Origin of the sequence: Devosia sp., from assembly GCF_048261455.1 — a bacterium.
Classification (GTDB): domain Bacteria; phylum Pseudomonadota; class Alphaproteobacteria; order Rhizobiales; family Devosiaceae; genus Devosia_A.
The window spans coordinates 1-17,972 of the sequence record NZ_JBLXGA010000025.1 but is presented as its reverse complement, the minus strand read 5'-3'; the positions used below and the strand labels follow the sequence as shown (position 1 = coordinate 17,972).

The window sequence follows — 17,972 nt, the reverse complement described above, 5'->3', positions numbered from 1 at the left end:
TGCCGGCGCGGATGCGGCGGCTGTCGCTCAGTCGAAGACGCGCTGGTCGGCCATCCGGGTGTTGTAGCTGTCGCGGGCGCTTTCGAGCCGCTCCGGGCCGCCCGCCTGCGGCACCGCCACATCCCACCAGGCCCCGCCAATGCCGGTACCGGGCACAGGGTCGGTATCGATCACCAGCACCGTCGGAATATTCCGGCTGCGCGCCTCGACAAGGCCGGCTTCCAGTTCGGCGATCGAGCCCACCTTGATGGCGTGGGCGCCCATCGCTGCGGCGTGGGCGACGAAATCGATCTCGGGCTGCGCCTCGACATTGGCGTTCTTGTAGAGATTGTTGAACGGGGCGCCGCCGCGCTCCTGCTGCAGGCGGTTGATGCAGCCATAGCCGCGGTTGTCGGTGAGGACGACGGCGAAGGGGATGCGGCGCATCACAGCGGTGGCCAGCTCGGAATTGGCCATCATGTAGGAGCCATCGCCGACGAAGCAGACGACGTCCTTTTGCGGTGCGGCGAGCTTGATGCCCATGGCGCCGGCGATCTCATAGCCCATGCAGGAATAGCCATATTCCATGTGGTAGCCGCCCGGTGCGCTCTGCCACAGCACGTGCAGCGAACCTGGCATGGTGCCTGCGGCGCACATGGCGATGGTGTTGTCGGTCGCGGACCGCTGGACCGCGCCGATGACCTGATTGTCGGTCGGCAGCGCATTGGTGGCTTCGGGCGCAGCAGTTGCGCCGCGCACCGCATCATGCCAGCGGGTGCGGGCGGCGGGGGAAATCGCGTCGAACCGCGTGTCGCCGAGCGCGGCGTCGAGTTTTTCGATCGCCACTTTTGCATCGGCGACGACGCCGATGGCGCCATGCTTTTGCGCGTCGTAGGGATGGAGGTTGATGGAGACCAGCTTGCGGCCGGGATGCTTGAACAAGCTCCAACTGGCGGTGGTGAAATCCTGAAAGCGGGTGCCGACGCCGATCACCACGTCAGCGGTTTCGCAGATCTCATTGGCGCAGGCCGAGCCGGTGACGCCGGGCGAGCCGTAGTTGAGCTCGTGCTTCCAGTCGAGCGCGCCCTTGCCGGCCTGGGTCTCCGCGAGCGGGATGTTGTGCCGGGTGGCGAAATCGGCCAGCGCGGCTTCAGCGCCGGAATAGAGTACGCCGCCACCAGAAATGATCACCGGGTTCTTTGCAGTCTTGAGCAGCGCGACGACGTCATCGATCTCACGCGGATCGGGTTCGGGCCGGCGGATGCGCCAGACCTGCGGCTCGAAAAAGCTCTCGGGGTAGTCGAAGGCCTCGGCCTGCACATCCTGGCAGAAGGCCAGCGTGACCGGGCCGCAATTGGCCGGGTCGGTCATCGTGCGCATGGCGCGCGGCAGCGCTGTCAGCAAGTGTTCCGGCCGCGCGATACGGTCGAAATAGCGGCTGACCGGGCGGAAGCAGTCGTTGACGGTCATGGTGCCGTCGTCGAAATCCTCGATCTGCTGCAGCACCGGATCGGGCCGGCGATTGGCAAAAACGTCGCCTGGGATGAAGAGCACCGGCAGACGGTTCACATGGGCCAGTGCGGCCGCGGTCACCATGTTGGTGGCGCCGGGGCCGATGGAGGATGTGACGGCCATGGCGCGCCGGCGACGCTTGGTCTTGGCGTAGGCAATGGCGGCATGCGCCATGGTCTGCTCGTTCTGCCCACGCCAGGTAGGCAGCGCATCGCCGATGCCGTGCAGCGCCTCACCGATGCCCGCCACATTGCCGTGACCGAAGATGGCCCAGACGCCTTCGATGAAGCGTTCGCCGTCTTCCGTCATCTGCACGCTCAGCCAGCGCATCATGGCCTGCGACGCCGTCAGGCGCACCGTTTTCGTCATTTCGTCCTCCCTCGCGCATCTGCGCGGGCCGTGTCCCAGATCTCGCAGAGCCGGGCATAGCGTCGTGTCATTTCGGCGATGGCATCGGCGTCGCTGGTTTCGCCGCGTAGCCAGTCGCGGGCCACCGCGCCGAAGATCGTGCGGCCCACGGCGAAACCCTTGACCAGCGGAAACCCTGCGGCAACGCGGAACGAGTCCGCGAGTTCGGCCTCCGGCGCGTCGAGCCCGAGAACCACGATGCCGCGCGTCTGCCTGTCGTGGCGCTCGATGGCCGCGATGGCATTGGTCCAGCCTGCGCTGGTGGTCATTGGTTCGAGCTTCCACCAATCGGGGTAGACGCCCGCCGCATAGAACTGGTCGATGAGCGTGGCGACGGTGTCACCGGTGACCGCGCCAACCTTGCTGGGAATGATCTCGAGCAGGAATTCGAGCCGGTTGCGCCGCGCTGCGGTAAACAGGCGACGCACCGTGGCCTCCTGCTCGGCGCGCATTTCGGCGGAGTCGTCGGGATGGCAGAAGCACAGTGTCTTGACGACATTCTCGCGGGCCCATTCGACAAGCTGCCCGCAGTCCTCGCCGATTTCGGGTTCGAACCGGAGTGGCCGCGAGCTGGGAAGCTCGGTGGGGCGGCCGATCCAAAGTCCGGAGCCGGACGCGGCGTGCAGAGCTTTCCGGCCGAGCCGGTTGTCGCAGAGAATGCCGTAGCCGTGGCGGCCGTCCTGGACGGCGAGGGCCGCGGAGAGGCAAAGCTGTTTGAAGGCGTCAATCCGCGCCGGGGTGGCGCCGTCCATCACTTCCAGCTGCTTGCGATGGTCGAAAGCGAAGACGCGCAGGTCCTGCCAGTCGCCGGGGCGATTGGTCGACCAGTGGATCTGTTCGAGTTCGGCGTCGTGCCGCAGCGCGGGGGTGACCACACCGCGCTCGAGGAAGAAGGCCAGTTCGGCTTCCGATGGATAGGCCGGGGTACAGCCGTGGCGACTGACGGCGAAGGCGCCGCAGGCGTTGGCGTATTTCAGCGCGGTCGGCCAGTCGGCACCAGCCATCCAGCCTTTGAGCAGGCCCGAAAAGAAGCCGTCTCCGGCGCCGAGGACATTGAAGACCTCGATGGGAAAGCCCTCACCGGTTTCGCCAACGTCGAGACTGGCCGGGATCGGGCCGTCGAAAGCCGACGCGCCGCTGGCGCCACGCTTGCAGACGAGGGTCGCGTCAGTGTGGGTGCGGACCGCTGTCAGCGCGGCCAGCGAATCGGTGCTGCCGCCGGCGATGTGGAACTCCTCCTCGGTGCCGACGATGAGGTCGAAGAGGTGCAGCGTCGATTGCAGTTTGGCAGTGACGGCCTGGCTTTCGACGAAGCGGCTTTCGCCGTCGCCATGGCCGGCAACGCCCCAGAGATTTGGCCGGTAGTCGATGTCGAGCGCGGTGGCGAGGCCGTGCTGGCGGGCGAGGCGCAGCGCCTTTAGCACCGCCGCTTCGGTTTTGGGATTGCTCAGATGGGTGCCGGTGACGACCAGCGCGCGGGCCGAGGCGATATAGGCTTCGTCGATATCGTCTTCGCATAGCGCCATGTCGGCGCAGTTCTCGCGATAAAAGATCAGCGGGAACTGATCCTCGTCACGAATGCCAAGCAGCACCAGCGCGGTTAGCCGTTCGGGATCGGTGATGACGCCCTGCGTATCGACGCCTTCGCGGATCAGCTGTTCGCGGATGAAGCGGCCCATGTGTTCATCGCCGACGCGGGTGATGAGACCGGATTTCAGCCCGAGCCGCGCCGCGCCGCAGGCAATGTTGGTGGGTGAGCCGCCGATGTATTTTTCGAACGAGCCCATGTCCTCGAGCCTGCCACCCACCTGCGCGCCGTAGAGATCGACCGAGCTGCGCCCGATGGTGATGACATCGAGCGGACGGGTCTCAGACTGGCTGGGGGTTGCGGGCATCGGCGGCGCTCAACCGTAGAGCGCCGGGCGCGCCGGCAGGCTGATGGGGACGATGCTGCCCGGGGCCTCCTGCGCCGCCACGCAGGCATCGGCGGAGACTGCCGCCACATAGCCGTCCCAGGATGTCGGGCCGGCCGCGGTGCCGTTCGCCGCAGCCTTGATGAAATCGGCCAGTTCGACATCGTAGCTGTCGATGAAGCGGTCCTTCCAGTCGGTCAGCAGCGCCGTCTGCAGCCGCGCGTCCTTGCGCATGGCGATGGCCATGGGATCGGGGAGATTGGCGAGTCCCTCCTCGCCGACGATCTGGCATTGAATGTCGTAGCCGTAGCGGCAATTGACGAAGATCTCGACGTCGATGCGGACGCCGCCAGCCGTTTCGAGCAAGACCATCTGCGGGTCGCGCAGGCCCTCGTGGGCGTGCGGCGTGGCGCGGGGAAAGACGACCTGCGCGGAGACGTAGTCGTCTTCCAGCAGCCAGCGGAAGATATCCAGTTCGTGGATCAGCGTGTCGTGGATCGCCATCTGTGTGCTGTAGCTGAGGGCCACCGACTGGTTGCGATGCGCCGCATGCACCATCAGCGGACGACCGATCTCGGTGTCGACGACGCGCTTCAGCATGCGGTAGCCGGTATCGTAGCGACGCATGAAGCCGACCTGCACCAGGCGCTTGCCCGTCGCAGCTTCGGCATCGACGATTCGTTTGGCCGCATCGGCCGTCGTGGCCAGCGGCTTCTCGCAGAAACAGGGCTTGCCGGCGGCGATGGCCGCCAGCACATAGTCCTCGTGGGTAAAGCCGGAGGAGGTTACCAGCACGGCATCGACCGCATCGGACTGGATGAGCTCGGCGCCGGTTTCGAAGACCTGCGCATCCGGGGCGATCTCGGCCTTCACCGCCTCTGCTGCCGCGGCATTGACGTCGGTGAGCGCGGTGACCTGGGCACCGCTCAGCACCTGGTTGATGCGCCGTGCATGATCGCGACCGATGGCACCGGTGCCGATCACGCCAACTCGAATAGTCACGTCAGAAAGCCCTCCCAGGCGGTCGGTCTTCGTGCCGACGGGACGGACTATTCGTGGCGGGACCCGGCAGGGTCAACGATCAAGGCGTGGCAGCACCATCATTCGTGAGAGAATCTGACGCCAGAATGATAGACTTCTATCATTGCTGATCACAGCGACTCCGGTGTCCATATCTGAAATGGCAAGAAGCGCTGGCCGGGCGTATCGGCCATGCCGTTGTCCACGGCATGGATCATCAGGCCGGTCAGTTCGGCGCACAGCTCCCGCAGCGGCGTCGAGATGACGATGGATACGAAACCGTCCTGAAGCGCGCGCTGCGTTTCGGCGGTCAGCTCGTGCACCATGAGGCAGATCTGTCCGGGTTGACGGGTTTCCCGAAGCGCCGCAATCGCCCCCTCCATGCCGCCACCGGCGCAGTAGATGCCGACGAGATCGGGGGTCGATTCCAGCACTTCTAGCGTCGCCTCATAGGTGAGTTGACGCGACTCGAGATTGACCTGCGGGTTGAGAAGCTCGAACGCCGCACCATACTCGCGCAGTGAACTTCTAAAGCCGGTTTCGCGCAGTTCATGGCCGTGAAAGCGATGTCCACCGATGAAGATGCCGACCTTGCCTGGCTGGCGGCAAAGGCCCGCCATCAGCCAGCCTGCGGTTCTCCCCGCCTTCAGATTGTTCAGTCCGACATAGCTTTCGCGCACGCCTTGCGCAAAATCGGACAGCAGGGAGAAGACCGGAATACCCTGTGCCCGCAAGGCACTGACGGCAGCTGTCACCTGCTGGTTGTCGAGGCCGGTAGCGGCCACGGCGTCGACTTTGCCGGCAAAGGAATGCAGCAGTTCAGTCAGCTCGCTAGGCAGGGTCGTTTCGGCAAACACGACGCTGGCCTGGACGCGGTGACTGGTGGTCGCGGCCAGTTGCGCGCGCAAATTGTCGGCGAGCTCGCGGTAAAAATCGTGTCGCTGCTTTTGCAGTATTATGCCGAGTCGCAGTTGCGGCTGATGCGCCAGAACGCGCTGACCAATGGCGGTGGCGCCATGATAGCCGACCCGATTGGCCGCGTCCCGGACCTTCAGCGCCGTATCCTCGCGCACCCTGGCGCGGCCGTTCAGCACCCGGTCGACAGTGGCAACGCTGACCCCGGCTTCGCGGGCGAGATCGGTGATCGTGGGGCGGCGCATCGGGCTCTCCTTTGAGAGTTTCCTAGCATCGCCGATCAAGCGGTGACAGGTCTCTGTCATCTCATCGGCCGACAACAGCATGGACTTGACCGCAGCATCCCGCGGCGGCAGAGCTGGCGCATGACACAGAGCATTGCCACCATCGCATTGGTTGTCGCCGACTATGACGCGGCGATCGGGTTCTATCGTGATACGATGGGCTTCGAGCTCATCGCAGATACCGATCTGGGCGGCGGCAAGCGCTGGGTGCTTGTGGCGCCGCCCGGTGGTGGTGCGCGGCTGCTGCTGGCCAAGGCCGATGGCCCCGAGCAGCAGGCCAGGATCGGCGACCAGACCGGGGGACGCGTCGGGTTCTTCCTCGAGACGGACGATTTTGCCCGGGACCACGCGCGCTACAGCGCTGCCGGCGTCACCTTTGTGGAAGCGCCGCGACATGAGGCCTATGGGACGGTGGCGGTGTTCGAGGATCTTTACGGCAATCGCTGGGACCTGCTGCAGCCAAAGACCGGCGATTAGCAGCGCCTTGGCAAGCCGGGTCCACGGGTCTAGGCTTCAATTCCCACCTGATTGACACCAAAGCATATTGGAGACTGCCATGACGCAGCGCCGCCTCGGCCGCTCGGACCTGATGATCGATCCGCTGGTGCTCGGCACCAATGTTGTGGGTTGGACCGCAGATGAAGCCACCTCGTTCGCCGTCCTCGACGCCTTTGTGGACGAGGGCTTTACCGCAATCGATACGGCGGATGTCTATTCGCGCTGGATCGACGGCAATGACAGCGAGAGTGAGAAGATCATCGGGCGCTGGATGAAGGCGCGCGGCAATCGCGACAAGGTGCTGATTTTCACCAAGGTCGGCGGCGATATGGGACCGGGCGGCAAGGGGCTCGGCGCCAAGCATATCGAGGAGGCTGTGGAGGCGTCGCTGGCACGGCTGCAGACCGACTATATCGATCTCTACCAGAGCCACATCTTCGATGACGGCACGCCGCAGGCGGAGACGCTCGCCGCCTACGGCCGATTGGTGGAGGCCGGCAAGGTGCGGGTGATCGGCGCCTCGAACTTCGACGCCGGGCAACTGGGCGAGGCGCAGGGGATATCGGAATCCGAGGGGCTGCCGCGCTACGAGACGCTGCAGAACGAATACAACCTCTACACGCGCGAGAGATATGAAGGCGAGACGCAGGATTTCTGCGTCGAGAACGAAGTGTCGGGCATTCCGTATTTCGGGCTGGCGGCCGGCTTCCTGACCGGAAAATACCGGCTCGAAGAGCATGCCTCGAAAAGCCCGCGCGGCAAGGGCGTGGTCGACAAGTATCTCAACGACAAGGGCCGCAATATCCTCGCCGCGCTGGATGCCGTCGCCGCGCAGGCGGGCGCAGAACTCGGCGAGGTCGCATTGGCCTGGCTGGCGGCACAGCCGGGCATTGCCGCGCCGATCGCCTCGGCGACCTCCGTCGAGCAGGTGAAGAGCCTCGCCAAGGGCGTGCGTCTGAGCCTGAGCGACGACGACCTGAAGATGCTGACCGAAGCGGGCAAATAACCTCAGGCGGTATCGAGGGGGATCGGAATGGGCGGGGTGTTGCTGCGCTTCGGGCCGGCGGTGATCGCGCTGGTCTTCATCTTTATCAGCTATACCAGCTGGACCTATTCCGATCCGCCGACCTGGACGATTTTCCAGCCGCGCACCGAGACGGTGGTGGTGGATACCGAGGTGCGGCAGCAACGGGTCAACGGCAATACCCGGCACATCCCGGTCGTGGTGGTCAGGTGGCCGCCCGGCAGTGACGGCACGGCGGAGCTCGGGGCGCTCACGCCGGGCTTCTTCCACTATGGTATGGGGTCGGCTGAGGCCGTGGTGGGGCGGTATCCCGTGAATACAGTGGTTGATGTACGCGTGTGGCAGGACCAGCCCTATGCCTCCGATGCTGGCTGGTTCGGCCCTCTGCATGCCGGCGTCATCAGCCTGTTCACCGCAATGTTGTGCGGCATCGCCTGGGTGTTCTTCATCGCGATGGGCCCGGCGCGGCGGCGCTGAGGCAGCATGGGCCCGACCGCCACCCGGCGCTAGCTGGCCAGATAGCCACCGTCGATCGGCAGGACAGCGCCGGTGATGTAACCGGCGAGCGGTGAACACAGGAACAGGGCCGCCGGTGCCAGGTCCGCTGGCGTGCCCCATCGGCCGAGCGGCGTGCGGCCCATCAGCTCGGCATTCCGGGCCTCATTGGCGCGCGGCGCGGCGGTCATTGCGGTTTCGATCCAGCCCGGTGCCAGAGCGTTGACGCGAACGCCTTCTGAAGCGAAGGCGACAGCGAGCGACTTGGTAAGCCCGGCGACGGCGTGCTTGCTGGCCGCATAGGCCGGAGCGTGCGGGGCGCCGAAAAAGGAGAACATCGAGCCGATGTTGAGAATGGCGCCGCCCTTGAGATGCTCACGAAAAGCGTAGGCGGTGCGCATCGACCCGTTGAGATTGATGTCGATGACACTCTGGAAGCCGGTAGGGGTCAGCTCGGCAGCACGCAGGTTGACCCCGGCGCAGTTGACGAGGACGGCGACGGGGCCGACGGCGGCGGCATATTCGGCCACTGCGTCATCACTGCGGACATCAAGCTGGGTGTAGCGGAAGCGTGGCTCGACCGCCGTGGCGGCCTCGACTTCGGCCTGGGTGGCGCCGGTGGCATACACGGTCGCGCCGGCATCGGCGAAGGCCCTGCCGATGCCCTGCCCGATCCCCGAGGTCGCGCCGGTGATGACCACGGACTTGCCGGTGTAGAATTCAGTTGCCCAGGTCATTCGTGTTTTCTCCCTCGAGCCTGCTGGAGGCCCCCTCACCCGCCGCTACGCGGTGACCTGTCCCCCAAAGGGAGAGGTGCTGCCTGTTCGGCGATGGTGCTCTTCCGGTCAGCGCACGAACTGGTCGACATAGTCCGCACCGAGGCCGACGTCGATGTAGTGCTGGCGGCACATGTCGATCTTGGTGAAGACGTCCTCGAAGCCGATCTGCTCGTTGTTCTCGTCGAGATAGACCATGCAGCCGGAGATGTTGAAGAAGGTGATCATCTCCTCGCAATCCTCCGGCACCGTCAGTGTATGGATTTCGCCCGGCGGCTCGAAGACATAAGAGCCGGTCTCGGCGACCCAGTCGTGCTCGAGATAGTGCCATCGGCCCTTGATAACATAGCCGTGGACCGGCTGGGGATGGAGGTGCTTCGACAGGATGCCGGCACGGCGGACGCGCAGCAGGTTGCACCACTGGCCCTGCAAGGTGTTGAGCATCATGGGCCGAAACCACACGCCCTCGGCCTGGGGTACCCAGATCCGCTCATCCTCGGGCATGGCGGGAATGGCGATTTCCTTCGGCGCCAGGGGATGGGCCGAGCCATCTAGAACCTTGTACATCAGATCCCGTGTCCTCCTACGGGGGTGGTGATGATGTGATCGCCGAATCCGGCAATCAGCGGCATCGCCTGTTTGATGGTCTCGGAGACAGCCGGGATTTTCAGCGACCCCTTGTGGCTTTCTTCCGAGTCCCAGACTTCCGTGATCCAGAGCTTGTCCGGATCCGCAGTGTCCCGTGCCACGACATAGCTCAGGCAGCCGGGCATTTCTCTCACCGATCCGGTCATCAGCGCGATCAACTCATCTGCCTTGCCCGGATGCGCGGTGAAGCTGCCAATCAATCCGTACATGTTTTCTTCCTACCAGTGGAAATCATCGACGTTCTCGCGGGCGCCCAGCAGGAAGGCATCGCCCATCAGACGCAGCGGCGAGCCATCCATTTCGGATTTGCCCTTCTTGAGCAGGCTGGCGAAGCGCTCGTAGATCGCTTCGTACTCTTCCGACGGGTTGGCGACCGTTTCGGTGCCATCGACCGCCAGCACGGTGCCACCCTTTTCGAGCTTGAGCTGGGTGCCCTTGCGGGTTTCGATGGCAATGGTCCAGATCTCTCCGGATTCCTCCAGCCAGTTGAAGCCGGCCGTCATTTTCGGCTGGTGGTTCTCGCCCGATTTGAACGTGATATCGACATCGATCGGGGTCTGCCGGTTGCCGGGGAAGCGCAGCACGGCGCTTTCGACGAAGACAGGGAATGGCATGATCTTGGTGTAGATCGACAGCGCGTTGATGCCGGGATCGCAGACGCCGAAGCCGCCCGGCTCCCAGACCCAGTCCTGCCCCGGATGCCATTTGCGGACGCTCTCGCGCCAGTCGATGCGAACCGACGCCACGCCCTCGTCCTTGAGGATCAGCTTGGCCGCGTCCACGGCGGCATTGTAACGCGAATGCCAGGTCTGAAAGAGCACGCGGCCCTTCTTTTCCCCATAGGCGACCAGATCCTCGAATTCGGTGATGGTGGGCGTCGGCGGCTTTTCCAGCAGCACGTCCTTGCCGGCGGCGACGGCCTCGCGGACGAACGCGTGGCGTACGCCAGGCGGGGTACAGATGGCGACGAGTTCGACCTCGCGCATCTTCTCGTACAGCTCAGCCGGGGTCTTGAAGACCGGAACATCGCCATGACCCAAGCCACGGGTGGACACGCAGGCCGCGAGCTCGAAATCGGGACTTTTGTCGATCACCGGCAGGTGCTGATCCTGCGAGATCTTACCAATACCGATAACGGCGATCTTTTTCTTCTTGGCCATGCGCTGCCCTCCTGCGGCGGCTCACTTAAGGGCAAGGCTGCAGTGAATGGAAGCAGGCTTGCCGGAGATTTTTGGTTGTCTAGCGAATGATGATCGCTCGGAAGTCGTTGACGTTTGTGCCGGTCGGGCCGGTCACCACCAGCCCACCGATCGCCTTGAAGGCGTTGTAGGCATCATTGTTGGCAAGCGCGACCCGCGGGTCGATGCCGGCAGCGCGCATGCGGGTGGCGCTGCTGCCATCGGCAATGGCGCCGGCATCGCCTGCCCCATCGATCCCGTCGGTATCGGCGGCCAGCGCGGTAATGCCCTCGGTCCCCTCGATGGCCATGGCGAAGGCGAGCAGGAACTCGACATTGCGGCCCCCGCGGCCGTCGCCCCGAATGGTGACGGTGGTTTCGCCGCCCGACAGCACCAGCGCGGGCATGGCAAAGGGGCGGTTGCGGGCTTTTATCTCGCGGGCGATCGCGGCATGAACGGCGCCAACGTCGCGCGCCTCACCCTCGATTGCATCCGACAGAATATGGGCATTCAGCCCAGCCTTCTGCCCCTCTTCGGCAGCCGCATCGAGCGACAGGGCCGCTGACGCAATGATGCGATGGGTGTTGCGAGCAAGGCGCGGATCGTTGGGCAGCGGCGAGGGATTGTCTTCTGACGCGAGCACGGCGCTGGCCGGGGCTGGCAGCTCGAGACGATAGTGCGCTACGAGCTGACGCGCTTCGCTGCGACCGGCGCTCATGGGCACTGTTGGGCCCGAAGCGACAAGCGCCGGATCATCGCCCGGCACGTCGGAGACGATGAGCGTGGCGACGCGGGCCGGCGCGGCCTGAGCCGCGAGGCGGCCACCCTTGATGGCACTGAGTTCGTTGCGGATGATGTTCATGGCCGAAATCGGCGCGCCGGAGGCCAGCAGCTGTTCGTTGACCGCCTGTTCGTCCTCGAAGCTCAAGCCGGGTGCCGGCTGCGGCAGGAGGGCCGACCCGCCGCCGGAGATCAACGCGACAACGAGATCATCGGGCGAGAGGCCGGAGAGTTTTTCGAGCATGCGGCGGGCGGCAAGAAAGCCCGCCATATCGGGCACAGGATGGGCCGCTTCGACGATCTCGATGCGCTCGCACTGGGCGCCATAGCCATAGCGGGTGACGACCAGGGAATCATCGATCGGTGCGTCCCAGGCCGTCTCGAAGGCCTGTGCCATCTGGGCCGACGCCTTGCCGGCGCCGACGACGATCGTGCGGCCGGACGGACGTTCGGGCAGATTTGCGGCGATGGCGTGGGTCGGCAGGGCCGCATCCACCGCGCGGTGAAACAGCCGTTCGAGAAGGTCGCGATCCATGACGTGGTGTGTGTTCCGGTTGGACCTGCATCATGGAATCGCTGCGCGGGCGCCGCAAGCCAGCCACGGGCATTTCCGACCATTGCCAGCAAGGTGAACGCTTTCTGAACAAACTGGCCAGCGTGCGTTCAACCCGGGCCGGGCAAAATGGGAAACCATCTCCGCGCTCGCCTGTTGGTGTGTCGAGCGCTTGCCGGCAGCGCGACCGAGGACCTGAGCATGACCCATTTGCCACTCGTCAGACATGCCAGCCTCGCGGTGTTGACCGCGGTGCTGGGGCTGGCCAGTGCGGCACCCAGCCAAGGACAGGTCAATCTGCAGCTCGTCAGTCCGGATGGCGCGGGACCGCGCATTACCGATCGGGTTTCGGCGCCGAAACGATCGCAATCGAGCAAGCGCTCGCGCGACAACGACGACGGCCCCGGCATTCAAACGCGCTATTTCGGTACGCGATATGACCTGACCTGTACGCCGGCGGGATCGGCGGGCGACCTGGTGATTACCAACGACGGACTCGACACCGTCCCTTCCGGCACCCGGATTCGCTGGCAGGTCGCGGACACCGGCCAGCGGGGCTATTTCGCGCTGATCGGTGACCTCAAGCCGATGGAAAGCCTCTTGGCCGACGATATCCTGTCGGAGCCGGTCGACGGCTCCGAGAGCTGTTCGGCGCGCAGCCTCTAGCGCTGGCCGTCTGGACTGAGCGAGAAAAAACTGACATCGAACGCCGATATCTGCCCCCTGACGATCAAGGCTGTTTTTGCGCATGACTGAACGCTTCGCCATCTACTACGCGCCCGCCGTGGACGACCCGCTGTGGCAGCATGCCAATAGCTGGCTGGGGCGTGATCCTTCCAACGCTGGTCCCGTCGGCACCGTGGACGGAATCAGTCGCGAGCGGCTCGACAGCCTCACAGAATCCGCAAGGCGCTATGGGTTTCATGCAACGCTGCGCGCACCGATGCGCCTCAGCGACGGCCAGAGCCGCGAGGACCTGGAAGCGGCGCTGGCCGCGTTTGCGGCGCGCCGCAAGCCAGAGGCGATCGGCATGCTCGAGGTCGCCTCGCTTGATGGCTTCATTGCCCTGGTGCCGCAGCCCCAGCAGGTGCCGCTGACGGTGTTGGCGGCCGATCTGGTGGAAAGCCTCGAGCCGTTCCGCGCGCCGATGAGCGTCGAGGACAAGATCCGGCGCACCGCCGGCGGACGCCTGACGGCGCGACAGCTCGAGCTGCTCGAGCGCTTCGGCTATCCCTATGTGCTGGAGCAGTTCCAGTTTCACATGACCCTCACCGACCGGCTGGTGCCGGAAGACGAGCCGGAAATGATTCAGCTGGCGCGCCATGTCTTTTCGGGCGAGATGGGCACGCCGCGAATGCTGGACCGCATTGCCCTCTATCATGAGGCCGAGCCCGGCGCGCCCTTCATGCGGGTCGCAGATTTCGAGTTGACCGGCACGCCGACATGACAGAACTCGCCCTCGGCAATGCGCGCATCGTTCTCGCCGATGAAGTGATCACCGGCAGCGTGCTGGTGCGGGACGGTGTAATTGCCGACATATCCGAAGGCGCCGCAGCCATTGCCGAGGATGTCGAGGGCGACTTTATCATTCCCGGTCTGGTGGAGCTGCATACCGACCACTTCGAGAACCACTACCACCCGCGCCCGGGCGTGGTGTGGAACGCGATGGCCGCGCTGCAGAGCCATGACGCCCAGATTGCCGGCGCGGGTATCACCACGGTGTTCGACGCCGTGCGCATCGGCTCGGCGCCGGGCGACGGCGACCTGACCGATGACGTGAATGCGATGATCTCGGCGGTTTCGGCGGCAGACGCGGCAGGACGCCTGCGGGCCGAACACCGCATTCACCTGCGCTGTGAGTTGCCGACCGAGGACGTGGTGGCGCATTTTGAGGCACATTTCGCCAATCCGCTGGTCGGACTGGCGTCATTGATGGACCATACGCCCGGGCAGCGGCAGTTCACCACACTGAGCCACTACTGCGCCTTCTACCAGACGCGTCTGAAGCTCAACGACGCGGAGATGGCGCAGTTCATTGCCGACCGTCAGGCCGAGCACGATCGCTACGCAGACGCCAACCGCGCGGCAATTCTCGCATTGGGACAGCAGATCGGACTGGCGTTTGCCAGCCACGACGATGCGACAGCGGCACATGTCGATGAAGCCGTGCTTGGCGGCATGGCGATTGCGGAATTTCCGACCACACTGGCCGCGGCAAGAGCGTCGCACGCTGCCGGGATGGCGGTGTTGATGGGCGGTCCCAACGTCGTGCGCGGCGGCTCGCACACTGGCAATGTCTCGGCAGTGGAGCTGGCAGATGCTGGCGTGCTGGACGTGCTGAGTTCGGACTATGTGCCATTCTCGCTGATGCAGGCAGCGTTTCTGCTACCGGAACTTGCGTCGTCGATCCTGTTGCCCGAAGCGGTTGCGATGGTGACACGCCATCCCGCCCATGCCGCCAAGCTCGATGACCGCGGCGAGATCGCGATCGGCAAGCGCGCCGACCTTGTACGGGTACGGCGAACCGACCCAGTGCCGGTGGTGCGCGGCGTGTGGCGGCAGGGGCAGCGGGTCAGCTGATGGCGGACGGGGCTCTGGTGCTGGTTGTCGGCCCGTCCGGAGCGGGCAAGGATACCCTGATCGGGGCGGCGGTGCGGAGGATCGGTCCGGACCCACGCTTCTGCTTTCCTCGGCGGACGGTCACCCGCGAGGCGGTCGCCGAACTCGAAGACCACGAGAGCGTCAGCCCGCAGCGTTTTGTCGAGGAAAAATTGGCCGGTGCCTATGCCCTCGACTGGGAGGCGCATGGGTTGAGCTATGGCATCCCGGCCAGCATCACCCAGCACATGCGGGCCGGAAAGACCGTCATTGTAAACTGCTCGCGCCGGATCGTCGCCGATGCCATGGCGCGATTTCCCCACTGCCATGTGCTGGTGGTGAATGCGCGCCCGGAGGTGCGGGCGGAACGCCTGGCCGCCAGGGGCCGCGAAAGCTCCGACGAGATTGCGCGGCGTCTCGCGCGCGAAGGTGCGGCAGTCCCCGAGGATGTTCCCGCCAGAGTGATCGACAATTCCGATGCTTTGGAAGAGGGGATTGCGCGCTTTGTCAGTGCACTCGAAGCGATCGCCGACGGCGCCGGCGGGCTATCCGCGCGTTGACGAAAGCGTGAACCTTTTTGTCGGTGGACCGTTTAGGCTGAAGCGTCACTAAACAAGGCCCGGCAATGTCTCGAAATTCACTGTATCTGATCATCGCTGCTTTGGTGGTCGTCATCGTCGTCGCGGGCATCTATGTCGCGACGCAACAGGCGCAGGAACCGAAGCTCGAAATTCGCGTCGACGAGAACGGACTTTCGGTGGATGGCAATGGCTGACAACAGGATAGATACGGTTGAAAAAGTGCTGTCGGACGCTATTGCACTTCAGGCCGCGGACAGCCCTGAAAACCTCGATCTAAGGGTCATAGCGACCGAGATCGTCGCAGCTTTGGGCCGTCCGGTCGCGGCAAACCCGATTGACCCCGAAGGCGACGGATTGGAGTCTGACGAAATCAACGCCGCTAATGATCTTTAGTCTTTGAAATGGCCAGGGCCGCCCGTTGCGGGGGCGGCCCTGTAAGGGTGATTAATCGTGCTGCGACGCTCAGAGAGTGGCGACGCAGACGCTGCCCACACCGGCCTGCTTGGTGCCAAGCTTGGCGGCGGCGGCGGCGGACAGATCGATGATACGGCCCTTATGGAACGGACCGCGGTCATTGATCGTTACCTTGATGGACTTACCGGTACGCTGATCAGTGACCTTCACGACAGTGCCGAAGGGAAGGGTCTTGTGGGCTGCGGTCATCGCGTTCTGATTGAAACGCTGCCCAGAAGCCGTCTTCTTGCCGTTGAAACCGGGGCCGTACCACGACGCGCCACCACATTGAGCGGCCATCGCAGACGTCGAGACCGGGATACAAAGGGCGGCCAGCATGGCGGCGGCCACTACGATTTTCTTACTCAACCTTGCATTACTCACGCTTGATTACGACGAGCGGCAAAAGGCCTGTCGTTGTGGCGAGAATATGAACCGAAAATGAATCACGCCCCCGCCTCATGCGAGTGTTGCCCAGAAGTCGCAGCATTTTTGGGCAAGACGTTGTTGTTTTTACTTCGGATTCAGCGCCTTAGCAAAACTTATCCTGATTCCAATTAATTTCGACCCTGCGGCAGCCTGGCGCAGGGGGAAAAGGCGTTGCGAAGCATAAACCATGCGCGCAACTGCCTTGCCGAGGGCAAGGATTGGAAAAGAATGCCTCCGCTACGGTGAGCGTCGACTATGACGTGGGGGCGTAATGAACAAGATCTACTCGACAATGCTGTCGGGCGCGGGGGCGCACAAAACAGCAGCAGCCGGCAAAGTGTCGCCGGTTCGCAATCTGCTTTCCGAACCATTCAAGCTCGTCGTTGCGGCCATCGCGCTCATGGTGCTGATGACTGTGACGGTTGTCGCCGCGCTGATGATGGCGGCCGGTAGTGTGGATGCGGGCGCGCTGGAGGCCGAACAGCAGCGTGCCCTTGCGGCGCTGAATGGGCGAATTGCCGCGGGAGAGCCGCTGGATCGTGCGATGGCCCGGCGGTTCGACACAGAAATCGGGCTCAAAGGTGCACATTTCGTGCGGTTTGGTCCGGTACCCCAGGGCGAAGCTCACGTTGCGGTGCCGGGTGGCGGCGGTCTGGCGCTCGCCTGGACACCAGCACGGCCCGGCTCCGCGGCATTCGCCGCCGTTGCCCCCATTCGGATTGCCATCGCCGTCTGCTTTTTCAGTCTCATTGCGTTCACGCTGGTGCGTTTGTTCCGGACAGCACGGGAACTCGAGCGCCAACGCAGCGCGGCTGCCGATCTTGCGGGACGGGACCCTCTGACAGGGCTCGGCAACCGCATGACATTCGACACCACGCTTGCCGCGCTCAGCGAGGCGAAAGAGAGCTTCGGCCTGCTCTATATCGACCTCGACGGCTTCAAGGCGGTCAATGACCGGTTGGGCCATGGCGCGGGCGACAAGATGCTGTGCACGGTGGGCGCCCGATTACGGGCACTGGCGGGCGAGGGCGACGCGGTCACGCGGGTCGGCGGTGACGAGTTTGCGATGATCCGGCGTGGGGTTGCCGATCAGGAAACCCTCTACGAGGTCGCAAAGGACATCCAGATCGCGCTAAGCGCACCGGTGACGGTCAAGGGGACACCAGTGTGCATTGGTGCCAGCATCGGCATCGCCATGATGACCGAGGCCTGCGCCACACCAGATCTCGTGGCCTCCGCAGACGAGGCACTCTACCGCGCCAAGGCCATGCCAGAGGGCCGGATCGCCTTTGCGACAAACGCCAGACCCAAGCTGGTCGTGGTCAGCACGGCTTAGGCATTAATACTCAGAAAGAGCCGGCGACAATACCGTTTCGCCTCCGGCTGCTAGCCCACCGCTCTGCCGGGACCCAGGCGCGTCAATCTTTGCCCGGTAACACGCCGTGCATAAACAGGTTTTCCAAAAAGCGGGCGGCGTCTTCGAAGCGTCCGTCGCCGCCGCGGTCGCGGCCGAGGACGGCGCGGACCTGAACGTCGAAATCGGCGTAGTGCTGCGTGGTCGCCCAGATGGAAAAGATCAGGTGGTAGGGATCAGTCTGAACGATCTTGCCGGCTCGCATCCAGGCTTCCAGCACCTTGGCCTTTTCGTCGACCAGTTGCTTGAGATCGGTCTCGAGCACGTCGATGACACGTGGAGCGCCCTGCAGCATCTCGTTGGCAAAGAGGCGGCTCTGGCGCGGAAAGTCGCGGCTCATCTCGAGCTTGCGACGGATATAGGAGCGGATCTCCGGAACCGGGTCGCCGTCTGAATCGATCTCGCGCAGCGGGGTGAGCCAGATGTCCAGCATCTCGGTCATCAGGCGCTTGTAGATCTCTTCCTTGCGCGGAAAGTAATAGAGCAGATTGGGCTTGGACATCCCCGCTGCCTC

General features: G+C 64.3%; 21 protein-coding genes. 10 read left to right on the top strand and 11 right to left on the bottom strand.

All coding sequences use genetic code 11. The features are described 5' to 3' along the window. Positions 1-27: 27 nt before the first annotated feature. From iolD to ACN0TK_RS17350, 4 genes are all read right to left on the bottom strand, one after another. Positions 28-1,860, bottom strand: coding sequence for a 3D-(3,5/4)-trihydroxycyclohexane-1,2-dione acylhydrolase (decyclizing) (iolD, locus tag ACN0TK_RS17365; RefSeq protein ID WP_417310802.1), 1,833 nt, complete (start codon positions 1,858-1,860; stop codon positions 28-30). Beyond that, positions 1,857-3,794 carry a bifunctional 5-dehydro-2-deoxygluconokinase/5-dehydro-2-deoxyphosphogluconate aldolase gene (locus ACN0TK_RS17360; RefSeq protein ID WP_417310801.1) on the bottom strand — a complete coding sequence of 646 codons (1,938 nt, stop codon included), beginning with the start codon at positions 3,792-3,794 and terminating at the stop codon, positions 1,857-1,859. The genes iolD and ACN0TK_RS17360 overlap by 4 nt, the downstream gene beginning before the upstream one ends. 9 nt (positions 3,795-3,803) lie before the next feature. Further along, positions 3,804-4,814: a Gfo/Idh/MocA family protein gene (locus ACN0TK_RS17355; protein ID WP_417310800.1), complete on the bottom strand. Its 1,011-nt coding sequence runs from the start codon at positions 4,812-4,814 to the stop codon at positions 3,804-3,806. A 149-nt stretch (positions 4,815-4,963) separates the two neighbouring features. Further along, positions 4,964-5,992, bottom strand: coding sequence for a LacI family DNA-binding transcriptional regulator (locus tag ACN0TK_RS17350; protein ID WP_417310799.1), 1,029 nt, complete (start codon positions 5,990-5,992; stop codon positions 4,964-4,966). Positions 5,993-6,112: 120 nt separating this feature from the next. Between ACN0TK_RS17350 and ACN0TK_RS17345 the strand changes: the two genes are divergently transcribed. From ACN0TK_RS17345 to ACN0TK_RS17335, 3 genes are all read left to right on the top strand, one after another. Then, positions 6,113-6,508, top strand: a complete 396-nt coding sequence (locus ACN0TK_RS17345) for a VOC family protein (RefSeq protein ID WP_417310798.1) — start codon at positions 6,113-6,115, stop codon at positions 6,506-6,508. Between the two features lie 79 nt (positions 6,509-6,587). Further along, the gene (locus tag ACN0TK_RS17340; protein WP_417310797.1) at positions 6,588-7,535 is read left to right on the top strand and encodes an aldo/keto reductase; all 948 of its coding nucleotides are present in this window, start codon (positions 6,588-6,590) and stop codon (positions 7,533-7,535) included. 27 nt (positions 7,536-7,562) lie between these two features. Next, the gene (locus ACN0TK_RS17335; RefSeq protein WP_417310796.1) at positions 7,563-8,030 is read left to right on the top strand and encodes a hypothetical protein; all 468 of its coding nucleotides are present in this window, start codon (positions 7,563-7,565) and stop codon (positions 8,028-8,030) included. A gap of 29 nt (positions 8,031-8,059) precedes the next feature. Here the strand turns inward: ACN0TK_RS17335 and ACN0TK_RS17330 are convergent, their stop codons facing one another. The 5 genes from ACN0TK_RS17330 to ACN0TK_RS17310 all read right to left on the bottom strand — a co-directional run bounded on the left by ACN0TK_RS17330 (position 8,060) and on the right by ACN0TK_RS17310 (position 11,965). Beyond that, complete coding sequence (locus tag ACN0TK_RS17330) at positions 8,060-8,785, bottom strand: SDR family NAD(P)-dependent oxidoreductase (protein ID WP_417310795.1); 726 nt, start codon at positions 8,783-8,785, stop codon at positions 8,060-8,062. 108 nt (positions 8,786-8,893) lie between these two features. Continuing rightward, positions 8,894-9,391, bottom strand: coding sequence for a 2,4'-dihydroxyacetophenone dioxygenase family protein (locus ACN0TK_RS17325; protein ID WP_417310794.1), 498 nt, complete (start codon positions 9,389-9,391; stop codon positions 8,894-8,896). Continuing rightward, positions 9,391-9,681 (bottom strand): putative quinol monooxygenase, encoded by a 291-nt coding sequence (locus ACN0TK_RS17320; protein WP_417310793.1) that lies wholly within the window; start codon positions 9,679-9,681, stop codon positions 9,391-9,393. The genes ACN0TK_RS17325 and ACN0TK_RS17320 overlap by 1 nt, the downstream gene beginning before the upstream one ends. Positions 9,682-9,690: 9 nt before the next feature. After that, a complete protein-coding gene (locus ACN0TK_RS17315; RefSeq protein ID WP_417310792.1) occupies positions 9,691-10,632 on the bottom strand; it encodes a Gfo/Idh/MocA family protein in 942 nt (313 codons plus the stop codon). 79 nt (positions 10,633-10,711) lie between these two features. Beyond that, positions 10,712-11,965 carry a glycerate kinase type-2 family protein gene (locus tag ACN0TK_RS17310; RefSeq protein WP_417310791.1) on the bottom strand — a complete coding sequence of 418 codons (1,254 nt, stop codon included), beginning with the start codon at positions 11,963-11,965 and terminating at the stop codon, positions 10,712-10,714. 219 nt (positions 11,966-12,184) lie between these two features. Here ACN0TK_RS17310 and ACN0TK_RS17305 point away from each other — a divergent pair, with 219 nt between their 5' ends. From ACN0TK_RS17305 to ACN0TK_RS17280, 6 genes are all read left to right on the top strand, one after another. Then, positions 12,185-12,649, top strand: coding sequence for a hypothetical protein (locus tag ACN0TK_RS17305; RefSeq protein ID WP_417310790.1), 465 nt, complete (start codon positions 12,185-12,187; stop codon positions 12,647-12,649). A gap of 82 nt (positions 12,650-12,731) precedes the next feature. Beyond that, positions 12,732-13,430 (top strand): DUF1045 domain-containing protein, encoded by a 699-nt coding sequence (locus ACN0TK_RS17300; protein ID WP_417310789.1) that lies wholly within the window; start codon positions 12,732-12,734, stop codon positions 13,428-13,430. Further along, the gene (locus ACN0TK_RS17295; RefSeq protein ID WP_417310788.1) at positions 13,427-14,563 is read left to right on the top strand and encodes an alpha-D-ribose 1-methylphosphonate 5-triphosphate diphosphatase; all 1,137 of its coding nucleotides are present in this window, start codon (positions 13,427-13,429) and stop codon (positions 14,561-14,563) included. Before ACN0TK_RS17300 ends, ACN0TK_RS17295 begins: the two co-directional genes overlap by 4 nt. After that, positions 14,563-15,141 (top strand): phosphonate metabolism protein/1,5-bisphosphokinase (PRPP-forming) PhnN, encoded by a 579-nt coding sequence (phnN, locus tag ACN0TK_RS17290; protein WP_417310787.1) that lies wholly within the window; start codon positions 14,563-14,565, stop codon positions 15,139-15,141. Before ACN0TK_RS17295 ends, phnN begins: the two co-directional genes overlap by 1 nt. A gap of 65 nt (positions 15,142-15,206) precedes the next feature. Continuing rightward, entirely contained in the window at positions 15,207-15,356 is a 150-nt protein-coding gene (locus tag ACN0TK_RS17285; protein WP_417310786.1) for a hypothetical protein, read from the top strand. Then, entirely contained in the window at positions 15,349-15,555 is a 207-nt protein-coding gene (locus tag ACN0TK_RS17280) for a hypothetical protein (protein ID WP_417310785.1), read from the top strand. Before ACN0TK_RS17285 ends, ACN0TK_RS17280 begins: the two co-directional genes overlap by 8 nt. 69 nt (positions 15,556-15,624) lie before the next feature. On the opposite strand, the gene ACN0TK_RS17275 is transcribed toward ACN0TK_RS17280, so the two are convergent. After that, on the bottom strand, positions 15,625-15,984 hold the full coding sequence (locus ACN0TK_RS17275; protein WP_417310784.1) for a septal ring lytic transglycosylase RlpA family protein: 360 nt from the start codon (positions 15,982-15,984) through the stop codon (positions 15,625-15,627). A 331-nt stretch (positions 15,985-16,315) separates the two neighbouring features. Between ACN0TK_RS17275 and ACN0TK_RS17270 the strand changes: the two genes are divergently transcribed. Beyond that, positions 16,316-17,380 (top strand): diguanylate cyclase domain-containing protein, encoded by a 1,065-nt coding sequence (locus ACN0TK_RS17270; RefSeq protein WP_417310783.1) that lies wholly within the window; start codon positions 16,316-16,318, stop codon positions 17,378-17,380. Between the two features lie 82 nt (positions 17,381-17,462). Here the strand turns inward: ACN0TK_RS17270 and ACN0TK_RS17265 are convergent. Beyond that, positions 17,463-17,972 (bottom strand): TetR family transcriptional regulator C-terminal domain-containing protein (locus tag ACN0TK_RS17265; RefSeq protein WP_417310782.1); only part of this gene is annotated, 510 nt, incomplete at its 5' end.